Annotated in this window: 19 protein-coding genes; 11 read left to right on the forward strand and 8 right to left on the reverse strand. The window is 72.8% G+C overall.

Annotated elements, in window-relative coordinates; all coding sequences use genetic code 11:
* The first annotated feature begins 18 nt into the window (after positions 1–18).
* Genes V7S47_RS18520 through V7S47_RS18535 form a run of 4 tightly spaced genes read left to right on the forward strand, consistent with a single transcriptional unit; the run spans position 19 to position 4545 of the window.
* The gene (locus tag V7S47_RS18520) at positions 19–1011 is read left to right on the forward strand and encodes a cyanophycinase (protein WP_336562956.1); all 993 of its coding nucleotides are present in this window, start codon (positions 19–21) and stop codon (positions 1009–1011) included.
* Positions 1008–3785 (forward strand): cyanophycin synthetase, encoded by a 2778-nt coding sequence (cphA, locus tag V7S47_RS18525; RefSeq protein ID WP_336562957.1) that lies wholly within the window; start codon positions 1008–1010, stop codon positions 3783–3785. Before V7S47_RS18520 ends, cphA begins: the two co-directional genes overlap by 4 nt.
* A gap of 2 nt (positions 3786–3787) precedes the next feature.
* Positions 3788–4141 (forward strand): cupin domain-containing protein, encoded by a 354-nt coding sequence (locus tag V7S47_RS18530; protein ID WP_090856252.1) that lies wholly within the window; start codon positions 3788–3790, stop codon positions 4139–4141.
* A 41-nt stretch (positions 4142–4182) separates the two neighbouring features.
* Entirely contained in the window at positions 4183–4545 is a 363-nt protein-coding gene (locus V7S47_RS18535) for a hypothetical protein (protein ID WP_336562958.1), read from the forward strand.
* Positions 4546–4759: 214 nt separating this feature from the next.
* On the opposite strand, the gene V7S47_RS18540 is transcribed toward V7S47_RS18535, so the two are convergent.
* The 4 genes from V7S47_RS18540 to V7S47_RS18555 all read right to left on the reverse strand — a co-directional run bounded on the left by V7S47_RS18540 (position 4760) and on the right by V7S47_RS18555 (position 8429).
* On the reverse strand, positions 4760–6445 hold the full coding sequence (locus V7S47_RS18540) for a Mur ligase family protein (protein ID WP_336562959.1): 1686 nt from the start codon (positions 6443–6445) through the stop codon (positions 4760–4762).
* 27 nt (positions 6446–6472) lie between these two features.
* Entirely contained in the window at positions 6473–7255 is a 783-nt protein-coding gene (gene fabI / locus V7S47_RS18545; protein WP_336562960.1) for an enoyl-ACP reductase FabI, read from the reverse strand.
* Between the two features lies 1 nt (position 7256).
* The gene (locus V7S47_RS18550) at positions 7257–7982 is read right to left on the reverse strand and encodes a beta-ketoacyl-ACP reductase (RefSeq protein WP_090856239.1); all 726 of its coding nucleotides are present in this window, start codon (positions 7980–7982) and stop codon (positions 7257–7259) included.
* Positions 7983–8216: 234 nt separating this feature from the next.
* Positions 8217–8429, reverse strand: a complete 213-nt coding sequence (locus V7S47_RS18555; protein ID WP_090856236.1) for a dodecin — start codon at positions 8427–8429, stop codon at positions 8217–8219.
* Between the two features lie 87 nt (positions 8430–8516).
* Between V7S47_RS18555 and V7S47_RS18560 the strand changes: the two genes are divergently transcribed.
* Both V7S47_RS18560 and V7S47_RS18565 read left to right on the forward strand, forming a co-directional pair.
* Complete coding sequence (locus tag V7S47_RS18560; protein WP_336562962.1) at positions 8517–8855, forward strand: DUF3099 domain-containing protein; 339 nt, start codon at positions 8517–8519, stop codon at positions 8853–8855.
* Between the two features lie 55 nt (positions 8856–8910).
* Entirely contained in the window at positions 8911–9183 is a 273-nt protein-coding gene (locus tag V7S47_RS18565) for a hypothetical protein (RefSeq protein WP_336562963.1), read from the forward strand.
* A gap of 2 nt (positions 9184–9185) precedes the next feature.
* On the opposite strand, the gene moaA is transcribed toward V7S47_RS18565, so the two are convergent.
* Positions 9186–10193, reverse strand: coding sequence for a GTP 3',8-cyclase MoaA (moaA, locus tag V7S47_RS18570; RefSeq protein ID WP_090856230.1), 1008 nt, complete (start codon positions 10191–10193; stop codon positions 9186–9188).
* Positions 10194–10234: 41 nt separating this feature from the next.
* Between moaA and V7S47_RS18575 the strand changes: the two genes are divergently transcribed.
* Complete coding sequence (locus tag V7S47_RS18575) at positions 10235–11197, forward strand: SURF1 family cytochrome oxidase biogenesis protein (RefSeq protein WP_336562964.1); 963 nt, start codon at positions 10235–10237, stop codon at positions 11195–11197.
* Here the strand turns inward: V7S47_RS18575 and V7S47_RS18580 are convergent.
* Genes V7S47_RS18580 through V7S47_RS18590 form a run of 3 tightly spaced genes read right to left on the reverse strand, consistent with a single transcriptional unit; the run spans position 11083 to position 14557 of the window.
* On the reverse strand, positions 11083–11838 hold the full coding sequence (locus tag V7S47_RS18580; RefSeq protein ID WP_336562965.1) for an SDR family oxidoreductase: 756 nt from the start codon (positions 11836–11838) through the stop codon (positions 11083–11085). The genes V7S47_RS18575 and V7S47_RS18580 overlap by 115 nt on opposite strands.
* A complete protein-coding gene (locus V7S47_RS18585; protein ID WP_336562984.1) occupies positions 11838–13739 on the reverse strand; it encodes an ABC transporter ATP-binding protein in 1902 nt (633 codons plus the stop codon). The genes V7S47_RS18580 and V7S47_RS18585 overlap by 1 nt, the downstream gene beginning before the upstream one ends.
* A 23-nt stretch (positions 13740–13762) precedes the next feature.
* Entirely contained in the window at positions 13763–14557 is a 795-nt protein-coding gene (locus V7S47_RS18590) for an enoyl-CoA hydratase/isomerase family protein (RefSeq protein WP_336562966.1), read from the reverse strand.
* Positions 14558–14683: 126 nt separating this feature from the next.
* Between V7S47_RS18590 and V7S47_RS18595 the strand changes: the two genes are divergently transcribed.
* From V7S47_RS18595 to V7S47_RS18610, 4 genes are all read left to right on the forward strand, one after another.
* Complete coding sequence (locus V7S47_RS18595; RefSeq protein WP_336562967.1) at positions 14684–15358, forward strand: SDR family NAD(P)-dependent oxidoreductase; 675 nt, start codon at positions 14684–14686, stop codon at positions 15356–15358.
* Complete coding sequence (locus tag V7S47_RS18600) at positions 15358–16410, forward strand: S-adenosylmethionine:tRNA ribosyltransferase-isomerase (RefSeq protein WP_336562968.1); 1053 nt, start codon at positions 15358–15360, stop codon at positions 16408–16410. Before V7S47_RS18595 ends, V7S47_RS18600 begins: the two co-directional genes overlap by 1 nt.
* A 379-nt stretch (positions 16411–16789) precedes the next feature.
* Positions 16790–18196, forward strand: a complete 1407-nt coding sequence (locus V7S47_RS18605; RefSeq protein WP_336562969.1) for a dicarboxylate/amino acid:cation symporter — start codon at positions 16790–16792, stop codon at positions 18194–18196.
* Complete coding sequence (locus V7S47_RS18610) at positions 18193–19536, forward strand: fibronectin type III domain-containing protein (protein ID WP_336562970.1); 1344 nt, start codon at positions 18193–18195, stop codon at positions 19534–19536. Before V7S47_RS18605 ends, V7S47_RS18610 begins: the two co-directional genes overlap by 4 nt.
* Positions 19537–19615 lie beyond the last annotated feature (79 nt).

The raw sequence follows: 19615 nt of genomic DNA on the forward strand, positions 1-19615 counted from the left end.
CCCCCTAGGGTGACTGTCATGGCCCGGGGACCCCTCATGATCATCGGCGGCGCCGAGGACAAGCTGCGCAAGCGCACGATCCTTCGGGAGTTCGTGGCCGCGAGCGGCGGTCCCGACGCACGCATCGCGGTCATCCCGACCGCCTCGTCGCTGGGCGCCGAGGTCGTCGAGGTGTACGACGCCCTGTTCCGCCGCGAGGGGGCCGCCGAGGTGGTCGCGATCCGCCCCGAGTCGCGCGACGACGCCCACGACCCCGTGCTGGTGAAGTCGTTGGCCGACGCGACCGGCATCTTCATGACCGGCGGCAACCAGCTGAAGCTGTCCGCGATCGTCTGCGGCACCCCGCTCGGCGACGCGATCGTCGACGCCCACGAGCGCGGCGTGGTCGTCGCCGGCACCTCCGCGGGGGCCAGCATCCAGTCCAGCCACATGGTCGCCTTCGGCGTGGGCGGGTCGACGCCCAAGCAGCGGATGACCCAGGTCGCGGCCGGCCTCGGACTGCTGCGCTCCAGCGTGGTCGACCAGCACTTCGCCCAGCGCGAGCGGTACGGACGGCTGCTGATGATCGTGGCCCAGTCACCCCAGCTGCTCGGCATCGGCGTCGACGAGGACACCGCGGCGATCGTCGAGCACGAGATCCGCGAGGACGGCACCGACCGCGAGGTGCTGCGGGTGCGCGGCCGGGGCGCCGTGACGGTGTTCGACCCGGCCCGGATCACCACCAACGCCTACGAGGCCAAGCGCTCGGCGCCGCTGCTGGCCAGCGGCGTCGTCCTGCACGTGCTGCCGGAGGGATCGGCCTTCGACCTCACCGCGCGCGAGCTGCTGCCCCACGTCGCGGAGGTGGCGGCCGAGGACGTCGCCGAGCTCGCCGAGGCCGGCCAGGACCTCCGCCGGCTGGCCCGCGACATCGCGGCCGGCGACGTCTCCCCCACGACCCTCAAGCGACGCAAGGCCCGCCAGACCAAGAAGAACTCGCCGTCATCTCGGCAGGACGGAGCTTCCACGTGACCGAACGCCCCACCCCCGACCTCAGCATCGAGGAGACGCGGGTCTACCGCGGCGCCAACGTGTGGTCCTACGACAAGGCCATCCACCTGGTCGTCGACCTCGGCGTCCTGGAGCGCTACCCCACGAACACGCTGCCCGGCTTCACCGACAACATCCTCGACATGCTCCCCGGCCTGCGCGAGCACTCCTGCTCCCGCGGCAAGCGCGGCGGCTTCGTCGAGCGGCTGCACGAAGGCACCTGGCTCGGCCACGTCGCGGAGCACTCCGCGCTGGCGCTCCAGCAGGTCGTCGGCCACGACGTACGACGAGGCAAGACCCGCGGGGTGAAGGGACGTCCGGGCCACTACAACGTGGTCTTCGGGTACGTCGACGAGCAGGTCGGCCTGGCCGCGGCGCGGCTCGCCGTACGGCTCGTGAACCACCTGGTCGAGGCCGACCCGGAGTTCGACTGGGACGCCGAGCTGGAGTCGTTCATCACCCGCGCCCAGCGCACTGCGTTCGGGCCGTCGACGCAGGCGATCCTCGACGAGGCGGTGTCGCGGGACATCCCGTGGCTGCGGCTCAACCAGTACTCGCTCGTCCAGCTCGGCCAGGGCGTGCACGCGAAGCGGATCCGGGCCACGATGACCTCCGCGACCAGCGCGATCGCCGTCGACATCGCCTCCGACAAGGACCTGACGACGTCGCTGCTGAGCGCGGCCGGCCTGCCGGTGCCCAAGCAGGAGACGATGCGCACCGTCGAGGCGGCGGTGCGGGCGGCGGAGCGGATCGGCTACCCGGTCGTGCTCAAGCCGCTCGACGGCAACCACGGGCGCGGGGTCATCCTCGACAACGAGAACGCCGACGACGTACGCGCGGCCTTCGAGCTCGCCCAGGCCCAGTCGCGCCGCGGCACGATCCTGGTGGAGCAGCAGATCGTCGGCAAGGACTACCGCTGCTTGATCATCGACGGCAAGGTGGCCGCGATCGCCGAGCGGGTGCCCGCGTCGGTCACCGGCGACGGCACGTCGACCATCGAGCAGCTGGTCGACACCGCGAACGCCGACCCGCGCCGCGGTGTCGGGCACGAGAAGGTGCTGACCCGGATCAAGGTCGACGACGCGGCCGTCCTGCTGGTGCGCGAGCAGGGCTACGCGATGACCGACGTACCGCCGGAGGGGGCGCACGTCCGGCTCGCCCTCACCGGCAACATGTCGACCGGCGGCATCTCGATCGACCGCACCTTCGAGGCGCACCCCGAGAACGTCGAGATCGCCGAGGAGGCGGCCCGGATGGTCGGGCTCGACATCGCGGGCATCGACTTCATCTGCCCCGACATCACCGAGCCGGTGCGCGAGACCGGCGGCGCCATCTGCGAGGTGAACGCGGCTCCGGGGTTCCGGATGCACACCCACCCGACCATCGGCGAGCCGCAGTTCATCGCCAAGCCGGTCGTCGACATGCTGTTCCCGCCCGGCGCCACGTCGCGGATCCCGATCGTGGCCGTGACCGGCACCAACGGCAAGACGACCACCTCGCGGATGATCAGCCACATCTTCAAGGGCATGGGCCGCAAGGTCGGCATGACCTCGACCGACGGCGTCGTCATCGACGAGCGCCTGGTGATCCGCTCGGACGCCTCCGGTCCGCGCTCGGCCCGGATGGTGCTGCAGAACCCGCGGGTCGACTTCGCGGTCTTCGAGGTCGCCCGCGGCGGCATCCTGCGCGAGGGCCTCGGCTACGAGCGCAACGACGTGGCCGTGGTGCTCAACGTCCAGCCCGACCACCTCGGCCTGCGCGGCATCGACACCGTCGAGCAGCTGGCCGACGTCAAGGCCGTGCTGGTCGAGGCGGTCCCCCGCGACGGGCACGCCGTGCTCAACGCCGACGACCCGCTGGTGCGCGAGATGCGCCGGCGCTGCTCCGGCCAGGTCGTCTGGTTCTCGATGGAGGAGCCCGGCTCGGAGGTCCGCGAGATGATCGACGCCCACTGCCGCCGCGGCGGCAAGGCGCTGGTCCTCAACCCCTCCGAGCGCGGCGAGATGATCGTGGTCAAGCACGGCCCCCGGGAGATGCAGCTGGCCTGGACCCACCTGCTGCCGGCGACCTTCGGCGGCCGGGCCCGGATGAACGTCCAGAACGCGCTCGGTGCGGCGGCCGCGGCATTCGCGGCCGGCGCCCCGCTGCACGACATCCGGCAGGGCCTCCGCTCGTTCTCGACCAACTACTACCTCTCCCCCGGCCGGCTCAACGAGGTCGACGTCAACGGCGTCAACGTCATCGTCGACTACTGCCACAACGCACCCGGCATGAGGATGCTGGGCGACTTCGTCGACCGCGTGGGCGACTCGATGGCCTCCTCGCACGACCTGGCCCGGCCGTCGCGGATCGGCATCATCGCCACCGCGGGCGACCGGCGCGACGAGGACATGCGCGAGCTCGGCCACATCGCCGCCCAGCACTTCGACGTGGTCATCGTCCGCGAGGACCTGTCCCTGCGCGGCCGCGAGCGCGGCGAGGTCGCGGGTCTCGTCCTCGAGGGCGTCCGTACGGCGATCGCCGAGGGTGCGCGCTGCAAGCAGGTCGAGGAGGTGCTCGACGAGATCGAGGCCGTCCGGCACGCCATGTCGCGCGCCAACCGCGGCGACCTGGTCGTGGTCTGCGTCGACAAGCACGCCGCCGTGATGAGCGAGCTGGAGACCTGGTCCTCCCAGGCCCAGGCCGGCGCCGGTGTCTCCTCCGAGGCCCCGGGCGCCGACCCCGACCTGGTGGCGGGCTCGGTGGGCGACGAGTGAGGGTGCTGACCCTCGGCGACCGTCCCGGCCGTCCCGTCGACGCGCACGGCAGCCGCGGCTTCGACGTCACCGCGTTCGGGATCACCGCCGAGGCCCACCTGGTGACCGTCCGCCTCAGGCCCGGCGGCGTGGTCGGGCGTCATCCCGCCGCCGGTCGCCAGCTGCTGGTCGTCCTGTCCGGGGACGCGACCGTCTCCGGGTCCAGCGGCGACGCCGTCGTACTCGCTCCCGGCCAGGCGGCCGTCTGGGAGCCCAACGAGCTCCACGAGACCCGCTCCGAGTCCGGCCTGGTCGCTCTGCTGGTCGAGGGCGACGTGGATGTCGCCAGCGCGCCGCGCGAGGTGGAGTACCCCTAAACCGGTCGCCGGGTCGCACCCCTCGCTGCCAGGCTGGCCCGATGAGCGACCTGGACGAGCGGGCGGTGATCGAGGCGGGCGGCTGGGACGGCCGGTACGCCGTCGTCCGCGCCGTCGGCACCCTCGGCGACCAAGCCGCAGCGGTCGTCGACGCGAACGGCGACGGCGCCGACATCAACCTCGAGTTCTTCTGCCGGACCGGCGACGACTGGGAGCTGTGCGTCAGCAGCGGCGGAGCGGGCGACTGGGGCCGGGGCTCGCACGAGCACCTCTGGGCCGAGCACGACCGCGACGAGCACGGGTGGCGGCTGACCCTGACACCGCGGGCCGGCGAGGTCGACGACTCCTCCGTCCCGGCGACGGGCGGGTATGGCTGGTGCGCCTACACGCCGCACCGCTGCTGACCGCCCGGGACCTCCCGGCCTTTCCCGGACGTTCCTGGGTGAAGTTTCGCCCGGGAACGTCAGGGTTTCCTACTTACCCGGGGAACCGGGTAACCAGGACCACCGGCTCAGATCGACCCGGCTCGGGGTTTCGAGACGGCTCACGAGCGCGTCGCTCCGCTCCGCCCTCCTCGACCCTCGTCAACCTCCTCGCCGACGCTCGTCCTTCGCAGGCTCAGACCGACCCGGCCCGGACTTTCTCCGCGAGGTCGGCGGAGGAGTCCGGCGTACCGCCGTGCTCGGCCAGCCAGTCGTAGACCTCCTGGCGCTCGGCGTGGCACATCAGCCCGACGACGTCGCCGGGGAGCGCCTGGCCCACGAGTGCGGACATCACGGCGACCTCGGTCGGGTACGCCGGCACGCCCGTGACGCCGACCCGCTCGGCGCCCGCGCGCATCAGGGTCTCCAGCTCCTCGGTCGTCCGGCCACGCAGGTACTTCTCCTTGTGGCCGATGGCGATCACGTCGCTGTCGCGGGCCGCGATCTCGCCGAGCTTCTCGATCAGCTCGTCGGTGCGGTCGCCGACCACGCCGAGACCGAGGAGCAGGCGGGCGTCGGGCCGTCGTACGCCGTTCATGATCTCCAGCAGCGCCTCGAGACCGGCCTCGTTGTGGGCCAGGTCGACGACGACGGAGACCTCGCCGACGGTGAAGAAGTTCATCCGGCCCGGATTGTGCTCGGCGTCGGGCAGGAACGAGCGCAGGCCCTCGACGACCACCGACCGGTCGATGCCGATCGCCAGGGCCGCCGACGCGGCCGCGAGGGTGTTCTCGACGTTGAAGCGGGACAGCCCGGCGAGCGTCATGGGCACGTCGACCAGCTCGACCAGCGGGTCGGGGTCCGCGTCGGGGGTCAGCACGCTGACCCAGCCGTCGATCACCGTGGTCGCGCGCCCGCCCTCGCCCAGCACCTCCCGGATCGCGGGCGACTCGACGTCGCGGGTGAACACCCACGGCCGGGCCTTGATCACGTGACGCATGGCGAAGACCCGCGGGTCGTCCCCGTTCAGCACCGACCAGCCCTTGCGGCGGGTGATCCGCGGGACGACCGCCTTCACCTCGGCCAGCTGGTCGACGGTGTCGATGCCCTGCAGCCCGAGATGGTCGGCGGTGACGTTGGTGACGACCGAGACGTCGTTGCGGGTGAGTCCGATGCCCTTCAGCAGGATGCCGCCGCGGGCGGTCTCGGTCACCGCGAGCTCGACCTGCTCGTGGGCCAGGATCCGGCCGGCCCCGCTCGGACCGGAGTAGTCACCGGCCTCGACCATCTCGCCGTCGATGTAGACGCCGTCGGTGTTCGACCAGCCCACGACGCGGCCGTCGGCCCGACCGATGTGGGCGACCATCCGCGAGGTGGTCGTCTTGCCGTTGGTGCCGGTCACGGCGACCACCGGGATGGCCGGCTTGATCGTGCGCGGCCCGTCCCCGGGCTCGGCGCCCGCCACCAGCGCCGCGGCCTCGCCGACCGCGGCCTCCACGTCGGCGGACGGTACGGCGTCCAGCACGTCGGCCACCGCCCGGCCCATCGCCTCCGCGCGACCGCGGTGCTTCCACGGGTAGGCGACGACCACCCGGTGCCGGTCGCCGGTCGGGCGGACCCGGACCCCGAGGCCCGTCGTACCGGCCTCGTCGGCGACGGCACGGACCAGGTGGCCGACCGCCCGCAGCGCGAAGCGCTGCCGGAAGCCGGTCTCCGGTGCGCCCGGTCGGGCGTCCGCCAGCCCGATCCGCCGCGCGAACCGGCCGGCCGTCTCCTCCGACGCCGCGGCCAGGCCACTGATGTCGAGGGTCAGCTTGACCGCGGCGCGCGGGAAGTAGAGGTTCGGCCCTTCGAGGACGCGGAGCTCGACGAGTGAGGTCACGCCCGGGACGTTACCCAGACGAGAGGGCTAGGCCCCCATCGCGTGGAAGCCGCCGTCGACGTGGACGATCTCGCCCGACGTCGCCGGGAAGAAGTCCGACAGCAGCGCGCAGACCGCCTTGGCCGTGGGCGTGTGGTCGGCGTTGTCCCAGCCGAGCGGGGCGCGGGTCTCCCACATCGCCTCGAGGTCGGAGAAGCCGGGGATCGCCTTCGCGGCCAGCGTCTTCAGCGGACCGGCGGAGACCAGGTTGCAGCGGATGCCGTCCGGGCCCAGGTCACGGGCGAGGTAGCGCGACGTGGACTCCAGGCCGGCCTTCGCCACGCCCATCCAGTCGTACGCCGGCCACGCCACCGTGGCGTCGAAGGTCAGGCCCACCACGGAGCCGCCCCGGCCCATCAGCGGCTTGGCCGCCATGGCGAGCGACTTCAGTGAGTACGCCGAGACCTGCACGGCCTGGGCGACGTCGTCCCACGGCCCCTCCAGGAACTTGCCGCCCAACAGCGTCTCGGGGTTGCCGTAGGCGATCGAGTGGACCACGCCGTCGAGGCGGGCGTCGGGACCGAGGTGCTCGCGCACCTGGTCGACCAGGCCCGCGAGGTGCTCCGGGTCGGTCACGTCCAGCTCGAGCACCGGCGGCTCGACCGGGAGCCGCTTGGCGATCCGGCGGGTGATGCTCAGCGCCCGGCCGAAGTTGGAGATGAGCACGGTCGCACCCTGCTCCTGCGCCACCTTGGCGGTGGCGAAGCCGATCGAGCTGTCCATCGTCACGCCTGCGACGAGGATCGTCTTGCCGTCCAGGATTCCGCTCATGTCAGTGCCCCATCCCTAGTCCACCGTCGACCGGGATGACGGCCCCGGTGACGTAGCTCGCGCCGTCGCCGGTCAGCCACAGCACGGTCGACGCGATCTCCTCCGGCGCGGCGTACCGCCCCAGCGGGACCTGCGCCTTGATCGCGGCCTTCTGCTCGTCGGTGAGCACGCCGGTCATGTCGGTCTCCACGAAGCCGGGCGCCACGACGTTCGCCGTGATCGAGCGGGAGCCCAGCTCCCGCGCGATCGAGCGCGCCATTCCGACCAGGCCGGCCTTGGAGGCCGCGTAGTTGACCTGCCCCGCCGAGCCGAGCAGGCCGACCACGGAGGAGATGAAGACGATGCGGCCGCGGCGCAGCCGCAGCATGCCCTTCGAGGCCCGCTTGGCGAGCCGGAAGGAGCCGGTGAGGTTGGTGTCGATCACCGAGGACCAGTCGTCCTCGGACATCCGGAGCAGCAGCGTGTCGTGCGTGACGCCGGCATTGGCCACCAGCACCTCGACCGGACCGTGCGCGGCCTCGACGGTCGCGAACGCGGCCTCGACCGCCTCGGGGTCGGTGATGTCGCAGCGGACGTCGAGCGTCCCCTCGGGCGCACCGCCGCTGCGGGTGGTCACGGCGACCCGGTCGCCGTTGGCGACGAACGCCTCGGCGATCGCCCGGCCGATGCCGCGGTTGCCGCCGGTCACCAGGACCGAACGACCGGTGGACTCGTCTGTGTCGCTCACGGCAGCGACGCTATCGACTACCAACCAGTACGCCGAACCGGGGCCACGATCCCGCTCCGCCGGCCCCTTCGTTGGCCGATCGACGACCTCGTTGGTCGAGTAGCGAGCGCCAGCGAGCGTATCGAGACCCTCCGTCACGGTCTCGGTACGCCGGTCGCGACCTCGTTCCTCGGTCGCGCGGCTACTCGACCTGGGTGCTGGCTCTCGGGCCTCGCAAGCTCGGCCCGAGGCACCTCAGTCGTCCTCGAGGCGGAACCCGACCTTCATGCTCACCTGGAAGTGCTCGACCGCGCCGTCCTTGATCTGGCCGCGCACCTGGAGGACCTCGAACCAGTCGAGGTGGCGCAGGGTCTGCCCCGCCCGCGAGACGCCGTTGCGGATCGCCTCGTCGATGCCCTCGGGCGAGGTGCCGACGATCTCGGTCACGCGGTAGGTGCGGTTGGACATGGATCCTCCGAACGGTCGTGGGAGGCCGATCGTAGGCCACCCGGGAGGGGGCTCCGGTAGGTCGTCCGCCCGACGTACGCTGGAGCCATGGCCAGGGACCGGAACCGCTCTCCCCAGGCGGTCCGGATCACCACGGCCGCCTCGGACCGCAACGCCGACATCGCGATCCGGCAGCGCCGCTATCTGCTCTCGATGAGCCTGCGGTCGCTCTGCTTCGTCGGCGCCATCATCGCGGCGCTCGCCGGCGTGGGGTGGCTGTGGCCGATCCTCATCTTCGGAGCCCTGATCCTGCCGTACATCGCGGTGGTGATGGCCAATGCGGTGAGCATGCGCTCGGACGCCTTCGACCTCGCCGACACCGCCTACCGGCGCGAGCTCGACGCCTCCACGGCGAAGCCCCTCGACGACGGCCGGGAGCGCCTGTGAATACCTCCCGAGGCATGGGAAAATCGCCGGCGCGTGGGGCCGGAGAGCTCCCCCCGTGGCCTTCCGGCACCACGTCCCGTGCGCCGGGTCGCCGGTGACCGCGCTCGGTCCCGAGGCGCCCACCTGCTCCTCGAAGGGCTGCACGACCGCGCCCGCGTGGGACCTGCTGTGGAACAACCCGCGCCTGCACACCCCGGAGCGGCGCAAGATCTGGCTGGCCTGCGACGAGCACCGGCCGACGCTATCCGACTTCCTGGGCTCGCGCGGCTTCCTGAAGGACGTCGAGCCGCACGATCCCGAGCGCGAGGATCCGGGCCGGCCCTTCTGAGGTCAGCCGCCGATCGCGGACATCGGCCGATCGGGCTGCAGGAACGTGGGGTCGTCGATGCCGTGACCGGCCCGCTTGCCGCGCATCGCGACCACCCAGCGGTCTGCGAGCTCCTCGTCGGTGGCCCCGCTGCGCATCGCGGCGCGCAGGTCGGACTCCTCGCGGGCGAACAGGCAGTTGCGCACCTGGCCGTCGGCGGTGAGCCGGACCCGGTCGCAGTCGCCGCAGAAGGGCCGCGTCACCGAGGCGATCACGCCGACGGTCGCCGGACCGCCGTCGACCAGCCACAGCTCGGCGGGGGCGCTCCCCCGGGGCTCGACCGCAGGCGTCAGGTCGTACGCCGCCTGCAGCGAGGCCAGGATCTCGTCGGCGGTGATCATGTCGTCGCGGGTCCAGCCGTGCTGGGCGTCGAGCGGCATCTGCTCGATGAACCGCAGCTCGTAGCCGCGCTCGACCGCCCAGCCGAGCAGCTCGGGCGCCTGGTCGTCGTTCACCCCGCGCAGCAGGACGGCGTTGACCTTGACCGGACCCAGGCCCGCGTCGTACGCCGCCTCGAGGCCGGCGACCACGTCGTCGAGCCGGTCGCGTCGGGTGATCTCGTGGAAGGTGTCGCGGCGCACCGTGTCGAGGCTGACGTTGACCCGGTCGAGGCCGGCCGCCTTCAGCGCCGGAGCCGTCCGGGCCAGGCCGAGGGCGTTCGTGGTCATCGACAGCTCGACGTCGGGCGAGATCTCCCGGCTGCGGCGGACGATGTCGACGACCCCCCGGCGCACCAGCGGCTCCCCTCCGGTGAACCGCACCTCCTGCACGCCCAGCAGCTCGACGCCGACGCGCACCAGGCGGACCACCTCGTCGTCGGTCAGCACCCGCTCGTTCTCGAGCCAGTCGAGGCCCTCCTCCGGCATGCAGTAGGAGCAGCGCAGGTTGCACTTGTCGGTGAGCGAGACCCTCAGGTCGCGCGCGACCCGGCCGTAGCGGTCGGAGAGCTCGCGAGCAGTGGGGGTCGGCACCCCTGAAGTGTAGGTCGGGTGGGGGCGACTAACCTCGTGGCGTGCGGTCGTTCGGGTTCCTGCTGAGCCGCCGCTGGCTGCTCTTCGCCGCGGCGATCGCCGTCGTCGCCTACGCCACGTGGTGGCTCGGCGAGTGGCAGTTCCACCGTCTGGAGGACCGGAAGGCCGACAACGCCGTGGTCCGGGCCAACGAGGCGCGGGACCCGGCGGCCGTCGGCGACGTGCTGGCGCCCGGTCGCGAGGTGGACGACGGGGACGAGTGGCGGGTCGTGACCGCCACGGGCACCTACGCCCCCGGCGACACGGTGGTGGTCCGCTACAGCGCCAGCCCGCGCACCGAGGAGAGCGGCGTCGACGTCGTCGTCCCGCTCGTCACCGCCGACGGCACGGCCCTGCTGGTCAACCGGGGCTGGATGCCCACTATCAACCAGGGCGGCGACATCGGCACCGTGCCCGAGCCCCCGGCGGGCGAGGTCACGGTCACCGGCTACGTCCGCGCCGACGGCTCCGGCGACAGCACCCGGGTCAACGACGGCTCGACCCGCGCGGTCGACAGCGACGCGATCGGCGCGGCGCTCGACCGGGAGGTGTACGGCGGCTGGGTCGAGCTCCGCTCCGAGGATCCGCCGGCCGCCGAGCCCCTGGTCGCCGTCGAGCTCCCGGAGCTCGACAACGGGCCGCACTTCTTCTACGGCCTGCAGTGGTGGTTCTTCGGCGTCCTCGCGATCGGCGGCTTCGGCTGGTTCGCCTACGACGAGTGGCGCGGTGGTCCGTCGGCGCGTCGCGACCGGGGGTCCGGGAAGCCCGGTCGTCCCGACCGTGACGCCCGCCGCGCTCGGCGCGAGCGCTACAAGCAGGCGGTCGCGGCCGAGGAGGCCCGCCGTCGCGGTCAGATCCCCCGCAGTGCCCCGCCGTCGACCGGGAGCATCGCCCCGGAGACGTACGACGCCGCCGGCGAGAGCAGGAACGCGGCCGCCCGGCCGAACTCCTCCGGCTCGCCCTGACGACGCAGCGGGATCCGGGCCAGCGCCGACTCGCGGGCGGCGGCGGGGTCTTCGGCCGCCGCGTCCAGCTCGGCCACCCGCTCGGTGGCGACCCGTCCCGGCAGCAGTCCGTTGACGCGGACGCCCCGCGGGCCGACCTCGTCGGCCAGCGTCTTGGCGACCATGGCCAGCCCCGGGCGCAGCCCGTTGGAGATGGCCAGGTCGGCCAGCGGCGCGCGGACGCTCGTGGAGAGCACGAAGGCCAGCGACCCACTCTCGCCCAGCCCGGCGGCCAGCACCCGACCCAGCCGGACCGCGCCCAGGAAGACCGACTCGAACGCGGTCGTCCACTGCTCGTCCGTGACCTCGCTGACGGCACCCCGCGGCGGACCGCCCACGCTGATCAACGCTCCGTCCAGGCGACCCCAGGCCCCCTGGGCGGCGGCCACCAGACGGTCCGGCGTGGCCGGGTCGGCGTTGTCGGCCACGACGGCGACGGCCGCGGGACCGAGGTCGGCGACCGCCCGGTCGAGGGAGTCCGCCGACCGGCCCGAGAGCACCACCCGGGCGCCCTCGGCCACCAGCACGTCGGCCGTGGCGCGGCCGAGCCCGCGGGCCCCACCGGTGACGACGAAGACCCGGTCCGTCAGGCCCAGATCCATCAGACGGTCCCCCAGACGGCCTCGACCGCGCCGGGCGGGGCCCCGTCGTCCTCCACGAACTGGGTCCGGTAGAGGTCGGCGTAGAGCCCGCCCTGGGCCAGCAGCTCCAGGTGGGTGCCGGACTGGACGATCCGGCCGTCCTCCAGGACCAGGATCAGGTCGGCGTTGCGGACGGTGGAGAGGCGGTGGGCGATGACCAGTGACGTCCGGCCCGCGAGGGCGGCGTCGAGCGCGCGCTGGACCGAGGCCTCGGACTCGCTGTCGAGGTGGGCGGTGGCCTCGTCGAGGATCACGATCGACGGCGACTTCAGCAGCAGCCGGGCGATCGCCAGTCGTTGGCGCTCGCCTCCGGAGAGCCGGTAGCCGCGGTCCCCGACCACGGTGTCCAGCCCGTCGGGCAGGGCACGGACCAGGCCGGCGATCTGGGCCGCCTCCAAGGCCGCCCAGACCTCGTCGTCGGTGGCGCCGGGCCGGGCGTAGAGCAGGTTGCCGCGGATGGTGTCGTGGAACATGTGGGCGTCCTGGGTGACGTAGCCGACCACGTCCTCGAGGGACTGCAGGCTCACGTCGCGCACGTCGTGGCCGTCGACGCGCACCGTCCCGGCCGTGGGGTCGTAGAGCCGGGCCACAAGGTGGGTGACGGTGGTCTTGCCGGCGCCCGAGGGGCCGACCAGCGCCACCATCTGTCCGGAGTCGGCCACGAAGGTGACGTCGTGGAGGACCTGGGTGTGCTCCCGGGACTCCACCCGGGCGATCCCCTCCAGGGAGGCGAGCGAGACGTCGTCGGCGCGTGGGTAGGTGAAGTCGACGTGGTCGAGCTCGAGCCGCGACGCGGTGGCCGGGAGCCGGGTCGCGCCGTGCCGTTCCTGGATCAGCGACGGCAGGTCGAGCACCTCGAAGACCCGCTCGAAGCTCACCAGCGCCGTCATCACGTCGATCCGGACGTTGGACAGCCCCTGGAGCGGACCCAGCAGGCGCAGCAGCAGCGTCGCGAGGGCGAGCAGGGTCCCGACCGTGAGCGTGCCGCTGATGGCCAGGTGCCCGCCGACGCCGTAGACGAGCGCGGCGGCGAGCGCGGGCACCGCCATCATCGACGCCCCGAACAGCCGGGTGATGAGGGAGATCCGGATCCCGAGGTCGCGGACCCGGGCCGCCTTGACCGCGAACAGCTCGTCCTCCTCGCGGCGCCGGCCGAAGAGCTTCAGCAGCATGGCCCCACCGACGTTGAAGCGCTCGGTCATCACCGTGCCGAGGTCGGCGTTGCCGTCCATCTGCTGGCGGGTCAGCCCGGCCAGCCGGCCGCTGACGAACCGCGACACCAGGAACAGCAGCGGGAACATGGCGAGGCACAGCAGGGTCACCTGCCAGCTGAGGGCCAGCATGGTGATGCCGACGACGACCACGGCGATGGAGTTGGACACGGTGCTGGACAGCGTGCTGGTGAACGCCCGTTGGGCACCGATCACGTCGTTGTTGAGCCGCGAGACGAGGGCGCCGGTCTGGGTGCGGGTGAAGAAGGCCAGCGACTGGCGCTGGACGTGGGCGAAGACGCGGGTGCGGAGGTCGAAGATCAGCCCCTCGCCGATCCGCGAGGACAGCCACCCGCTGAGCACGCTGAGCACGGCGCTGAACAGGGCGAAGCCCGCCATCGCCAGGGCCAACGCCGTGACCAGGCCGCTGTTCCCGGCCAGGATGCCGTCGTCGACGACCCGCTGGACGAGGAGCGGGGTGACCACGACGGTCGAGGCGTCGATGACCGTGAGCAGCAGGAAGACCGCGATCAGGCCCCGGTGGGGGCGCGCGAACCCGACCACGCGGCGCACGGTGTGCGCCTCGATCCGGTTGTCGACCACGCTGCGGTCGGCCCGCAGGTTGCGCCAGGCCGTCCCGGCGCCGTACATCCCCGACACGGTGCCTCCTCCCGTCAGTCCCCCGCGAGCGCGCGGGCCACGTCGCGGAAGCGACGCACCTGCGCCTCGCGCTCGAGCCGTCGCTGGTCGTCCAGCGACCGGTCGGCCGCCCCCTGCAGCAGGGCGGTGGTCTCCCGGACGGCGCCCGCCATCGGCGCCGTGAGCGCGCCGACGAGCTCGGCGACCGCGGCGTCCAGCTGCCCGGCTGGTACGACGGACGCCACCAGGCCGATCCGCAGGGCCTCGTCGGCCTCGACCGTCCGGGCCGTCGCGCAGATCTCCAGTGCCCGGGCGTAGCCCACGGACTCGACCAGCGGCTTCGTGCCGGTGAGGTCGGGTACCAGGCCGAGCGCGGACTCCTTTATGCAGAACCGGGCGTCGTCGGCCGCGACCCGCAGATCGCAGCTGAGCGCCAACTGGAAGCCGGCCCCGATCGCGTGGCCCTGGACCGCGGCCACCGACACGAATCGCGGGTCGCGCAGCCAGGTGAAACCGCGCTGGTAGTCGTCGATCGTCGCGGACATCTCCTCGTCGGACAGCGCCAGCAGCCCGGCCACGGTCTCGACCCCGTCGCCGCCCGCCGTCGGGTCGAGCATCGAGCGGTCGAGACCGGCGGAGAAGCTGTGGCCCGAACCGCGCAGCACCACGACCCGCACCTCGTCGTCGAGCGACTCCCCCACCGCGGCCAGCGCACGCCACGTGGCCGGCGTCTGGGCGTTGCGCACATCGGGTCGGTCGAGCGTCACGGTCACGACCGGTCCCGTCCGGTCGACGAGGAGACCGGCGGCGACGAGGGCGTCGGGAGTCATGGCGTCAGCGTAGGCCGGGCCGCCGACAGCACCCGTCGGCGCCTCTTGACCTCAACTTAACTTTAAGTTCAAGACTGGTGAGGACCCACCGAGATCCGGCGGGACCCACGACCGAAGGAGGACGGGATGCCCGTCGCCCTCGTGACCGGAGGCTCGGCCGGGCTCGGCCGCGCCCTCACGCACACCCTCGCCGACACCGGCTGGACGGTGCTCACCGACGGACGCCGGATCGACCGGCTCCGCGCCGCCGGCCGGCCCGGCGTGCACACCCTCGTCGGCGACGTCGCCGACGAGGACCACCGCCACGCCCTGGCCCGTGGGGTCGAGCGGCTCGGCCGGCTCGACCTGCTGGTCCACAACGCCAGCACCCTCGGACCGCTCCCCCTGCGGCCGCTCCGCGACGTCGACGACGCGCACCTGCGCGACGTGTGGGAGGTCAACACCGCGGCCCCGCACGCCCTGACCCGACTCCTGCTGCCCGCCCTGACCACCAGCGGCGGCGTCCTGGTCTCGGTGTCCTCCGACGCCGCGGTCGAGCACTACGAGACCTGGGGCCCGTACGCCGCGAGCAAAGCCGCGCTCGACCACCTGACCCTGACCCTGGCCGCCGAGGAGGGCCTCGCGGCGTACGCCGTCGACCCCGGCGACCTGCGCACCGAGATGCACCAGGCAGCCTTCCCGGGCGAGGACATCTCGGACCGGCCGCTGCCCGAGACCGTCGTACCCGCCCTGCTGGACCTGGTCCGGAACCGGCCTCCGGCCGGCCGCTACCGCCTGGCCGACCGGCAGGCGGTGGCCTGATGCGGATGCTGGAGGAGCACCCGACCACGACCTTCGCGCCAGCGGGGTTCGCGCCGGCCCCCGCCGAGGAGCGCGGGCTGGCCCGCGACGCCACCCGCCTGCTGGTGGCCGGGCCGGACGGCGTGCGGCACGCGCGGTTCCGCGAGCTGGCGCGACACCTGCGCCCCGGCGACGTCGTCGTGGTCAACAACTCCGCGACCGTCGCCGGGCAGCTGGACGCCGCGTCCTCGCATCACGGACCGGTCGTCGTACACCTGGCAGCACCCCTCGACGACGGCGACTGGGTGGTCGAGGTGCGCACCGCCCCGGACGCCGCCCGCGCCGTCCTGGACGCCGCGCCGGGCGAGGAGCTGCGAGCGGGACCGGTACGCCTGCGCCTGCGGGCGCCGTACCCCCGGGACGGGTCGTCACCGACCGGCCGGGGCGACCGGCTCTGGCGCGCGAGCGTCGAGGGCGACCTGGCCTGCCACGCGACCCGCCACGGCCGACCGATCTCCTACGGCTACCTCGACCGGCTCTACCCGCTCTCGGCCTACCAGACCGTCTTCGCCACCGAGCCCGGCAGCGCCGAGATGCCCTCGGCCGGACGCCCGTTCACCCGCGCCCTGGTGACCGAGCTGGTCTCCCGGGGCGTCGCGGTCACGCCGATCACGCTGCACACCGGCGTCTCGTCGCAGGAGGCGGGCGAGGCCCCGCAGCCGGAACGGTTCGAGGTGAGCGCCGCGACGGCCCGGCTCGTCCAGGCGGCGCGCGCCGGCGGCGGCCGGGTGGTGGCGGTCGGGACCACCGTCACCCGTGCTCTCGAGTCGGCCGTGGACGGCCGCGGGCGGCTGGTCGCCGCCCGCGGCTGGACCGAGCGGGTCGTCACCCCGGCCGACCCGCCCCGGATCGTCACCGGCCTGGTCACCGGCTGGCACGACCCGGCCGCCTCGCACCTGTTGCTGGTGGAGGCGGTCGCGGGAGCCGACCTCACCCAGACGTCGTACGACGCCGCGGTGGCCGGCGGTTACCTCTGGCACGAGTTCGGCGACGCCGCCCTGCTCCTGCCCTGAGCGACCCCTCAGCGCGTCGGCGACCACGGCCGGCGCGCCGTCGACACGCGGCCGGTCTAGTCCGCCCCCGAGAGCGCTCCTTAGAAGTCGACGGCCCGCCAGCCCAGGCGTGGCGCGGGATCCGGCCCGGCGATTGCCTGCGCGTTGCCATCTCGTTTCGACCGGATGGCCGCGACGGACCCACGTTCCGTGATAAAACTCCACAAAGTTGATCGACTTAAGAACTCCTGGTCAGTGTGGCCCCGGATTCACAGAACGATCGCCCCGCACCGATGGAGGAAGCACACGCGTGGATACCTGGGCCCTGGCCGCACTGGCCGTGACACTCGGCCTGTTCGCCGGGATAGCCGCACTGTCACGTCGACACATCAATTTCAGCGTGCTCACGTTCATCGGCCTGTTCCTCGGGGTCGGCGTTGGCTACGTGTTCCGCGACCACCTCGACTACGTCGAGCCGCTGGGACAGGTCTACGTCAAGCTGCTGATGACGATCGTCGCGCCGCTGGTGATCGTCTCGATCCTGTCGAGCATCACCTCGCTCGGCTCGACGTCACAGCTCAAGCGGATCGGCGGCTCGTCGGTGTTCTGGCTGCTCGCCCTGAACCTGATCGCCATCCTGCTCACCCTCGGCCTCTCGCTGCAGCTCGGCGTCGGCAACGGCGCGGACCTCGCGACGCAGGGAGTCCCGACGGGCACGCTCGACGAGTTCAAGGAGTCGTTCGCGGAGGTGTTCCTGGGCTTCTTCCCCTCGAACATCGTCTCCGACATCGCCGAGGACAAGATCATCCCGATCATCATGGTCTCGGTCGCGGTGGCGGTCGCCTACTCCATGATCGCCGAGCGCCAGCCGGAGTCCATGGCACCCATCAAGGGGGTCATCGACGGTTCGCGCGAGCTGGTGTTCAAGGTCGTCGGCTTCATCATCAAGCTGACGCCGTACGCCGTGCTCGCCCTGACCGCGGGCGCCGCCGCCACGACGTCGCTGACGGCGGACGCCCTCAAGCCGTTGCTGGCGCTGCTGGTGGTCGGCTACCTCGCCTGCTTCACGCACGCCTACGTCGTGAACGCCGTGGTGCTGCGGGTCTGGGCCGACGTGAACCCGTTCGTGTTCTTCCGCAAGATCTTCCCGGCCCAGCTGACCGCGTTCACCACCCAGAGCAGCGCCGGCACGCTGCCGGTCACCACCGGGCTGCTGACCCGCCGGGTCGGGGTGCCGGCCGACATCGCCGGCTTCACCGCCCCGCTCGGGACGACGATCGGGATGCCCGGCTGCGCCGGTGTCTGGCCGGTCCTGCTGGCCGTCTACGCGGTCAACGGGCTCGGGCTGTCGTACGGCCTGGCCGACTACGCCGTCCTGGTCTTCCTGGCCCTCGTCGTCTCGCTCGGCACGGCCGGCGTGCCCGGCACAGCCACCGTGACCGCGACGACGGTGTTCGCGGCCGCGGGGCTGCCGCTCGAGGTCATCATCCTCACCCTCCCGATCAGCGCCATCGTCGACATGGCCCGCACGCTCAACAACGTCACGGCGGCCGCCGTCGCGGCGACGCTCGTGGCGCGCCGCGAGGGTCGCCTCGACGACGCCGTGTTCGCGGCGCCCGACGTCGATGACGACGACCGGCCCGGCGCCGCCACCGCGACCGCTCCGGAGCCGCCGCCGACGCCCGTGCCCGACCCGCCGCTGACGACGGCGGCGCTGCTCGACACCCCCTCGTTCCCGCCAGGCCTGCTCGGTGCCTGCGACATCAACGACCGACCCAACCTCAAGAACCCCGTGGAGGCCCGATGACCGCCCAGACCGCCGAGCTCGTGCGCCGCCGCCCCTGGTGGCTGGCGCCCCTGCTCCTGATCCCCATCCTGCTGCTGACCGTCCAGGGCATGACCTTCCGTGCCGACGCGGCGGGTCTGGACTGGATCGACGGCGGCGACGACCAGCTCTGCCTGCAGGACGACAACGGGGCCGCGCTCTCGCACCCGGAGATCGTCGTCTGCTCCCCCATCATCGGCTGCGAGACCGGGGAGACGAACGGCAAGGCCTGGATCCGCTTCCCGAACAAGAACGGCATCTGGCAGCCGAAGGACGAGTACAAGGACTACATCGTCTACTACGGCTCCGAACCGACGACCTCACCATCACCCTCGTCCGGTCCGACGACGAAGCCGACGACCAAGCCCTCGGCCAGCCCCACCAAGAAGCCGACCAAGGGATCGACCACCAAGCCGTCGGCCAGCCCGACGAAGCCGGCCAGCGGCGCCACGGCGACCCCGACCGCGGGCGCGACGACGCCCTCGACCACCGACGACCTCGGCATCGACGAGAACGAGGAGGTCGCGGCGGGCGCGCCCACCGCGCCGGCCGCTCCGACGGTCGCGGTGGACGGCGACAGCGTCACCGTCACCTGGACGGCCTCGGCCGACGCCGAGCTGGAGGGCGTGACCGGCTACAGCCTGCGCTTCAGCAACGTGGCCGAGCCCGTCGTGACGGACGCCGCCACCACCTCGCACACGTTCACCGGACTCGCCGACGGCAACTACCGCGCAGCCGTCCGGGCCGTGAACACGGCCGGCGAGTCGCCGTCGTCCCCGCCGTCGGACATCGCGACCGTGGGCGCTCCCATCGACCAGGTCAAGGGTGAGGTCACCGTGGACGGCGAGCTCCAGCCGGGCGCCGAGGTCACGGTCACCGGGACGGGCTACGCCGCCAACGTGCCCGAGCTGGTCCTCGAGCTCCACTCGACGCCGGTCCAGCTGGCCACGGTCGCGACCGACGCCGACGGCGGCTTCTCCACCACGGTGACGGTGCCTGCCGACATCGAGCCGGGCGAGCACCACCTCGTCGTCCTGTACGACGGCGCCGAGATCACGAGCACCCCGGTCCAGCTCGTCGCCGCCACCACCGAGCCCGACACAGAGACCGAGGCCACGGAGGACGTGGCCACCGTCCCGGCCGCGAGCGTGCCGCCCAACACCGGCGTCGCCATCCTCGGCGCGCTGGCCGCGCTCGGCGTGCTCGCCCTCGCGTGGCACCCGCTGCGCTCGCGGCGTCGGCGCCGTTCGCAGCACGCTCGTGGCGCCCAGCTCGCCCCGACCGTCCCCGCCGTCGCGGGCCGTAGCGCGGAGGTGGTCTGAGGCACGCGCGCGACGACGAGTGGCTGGATTGCCCGACCCTTCGCACGCGCCCGGCAATCCAGCCCACCGAGACGACTCC

Origin of the sequence: Nocardioides sp. CCNWLW216, from assembly GCF_037120545.1 — a bacterium.
In the GTDB taxonomy this organism is placed as follows: domain Bacteria; phylum Actinomycetota; class Actinomycetes; order Propionibacteriales; family Nocardioidaceae; genus Nocardioides; species Nocardioides lianchengensis.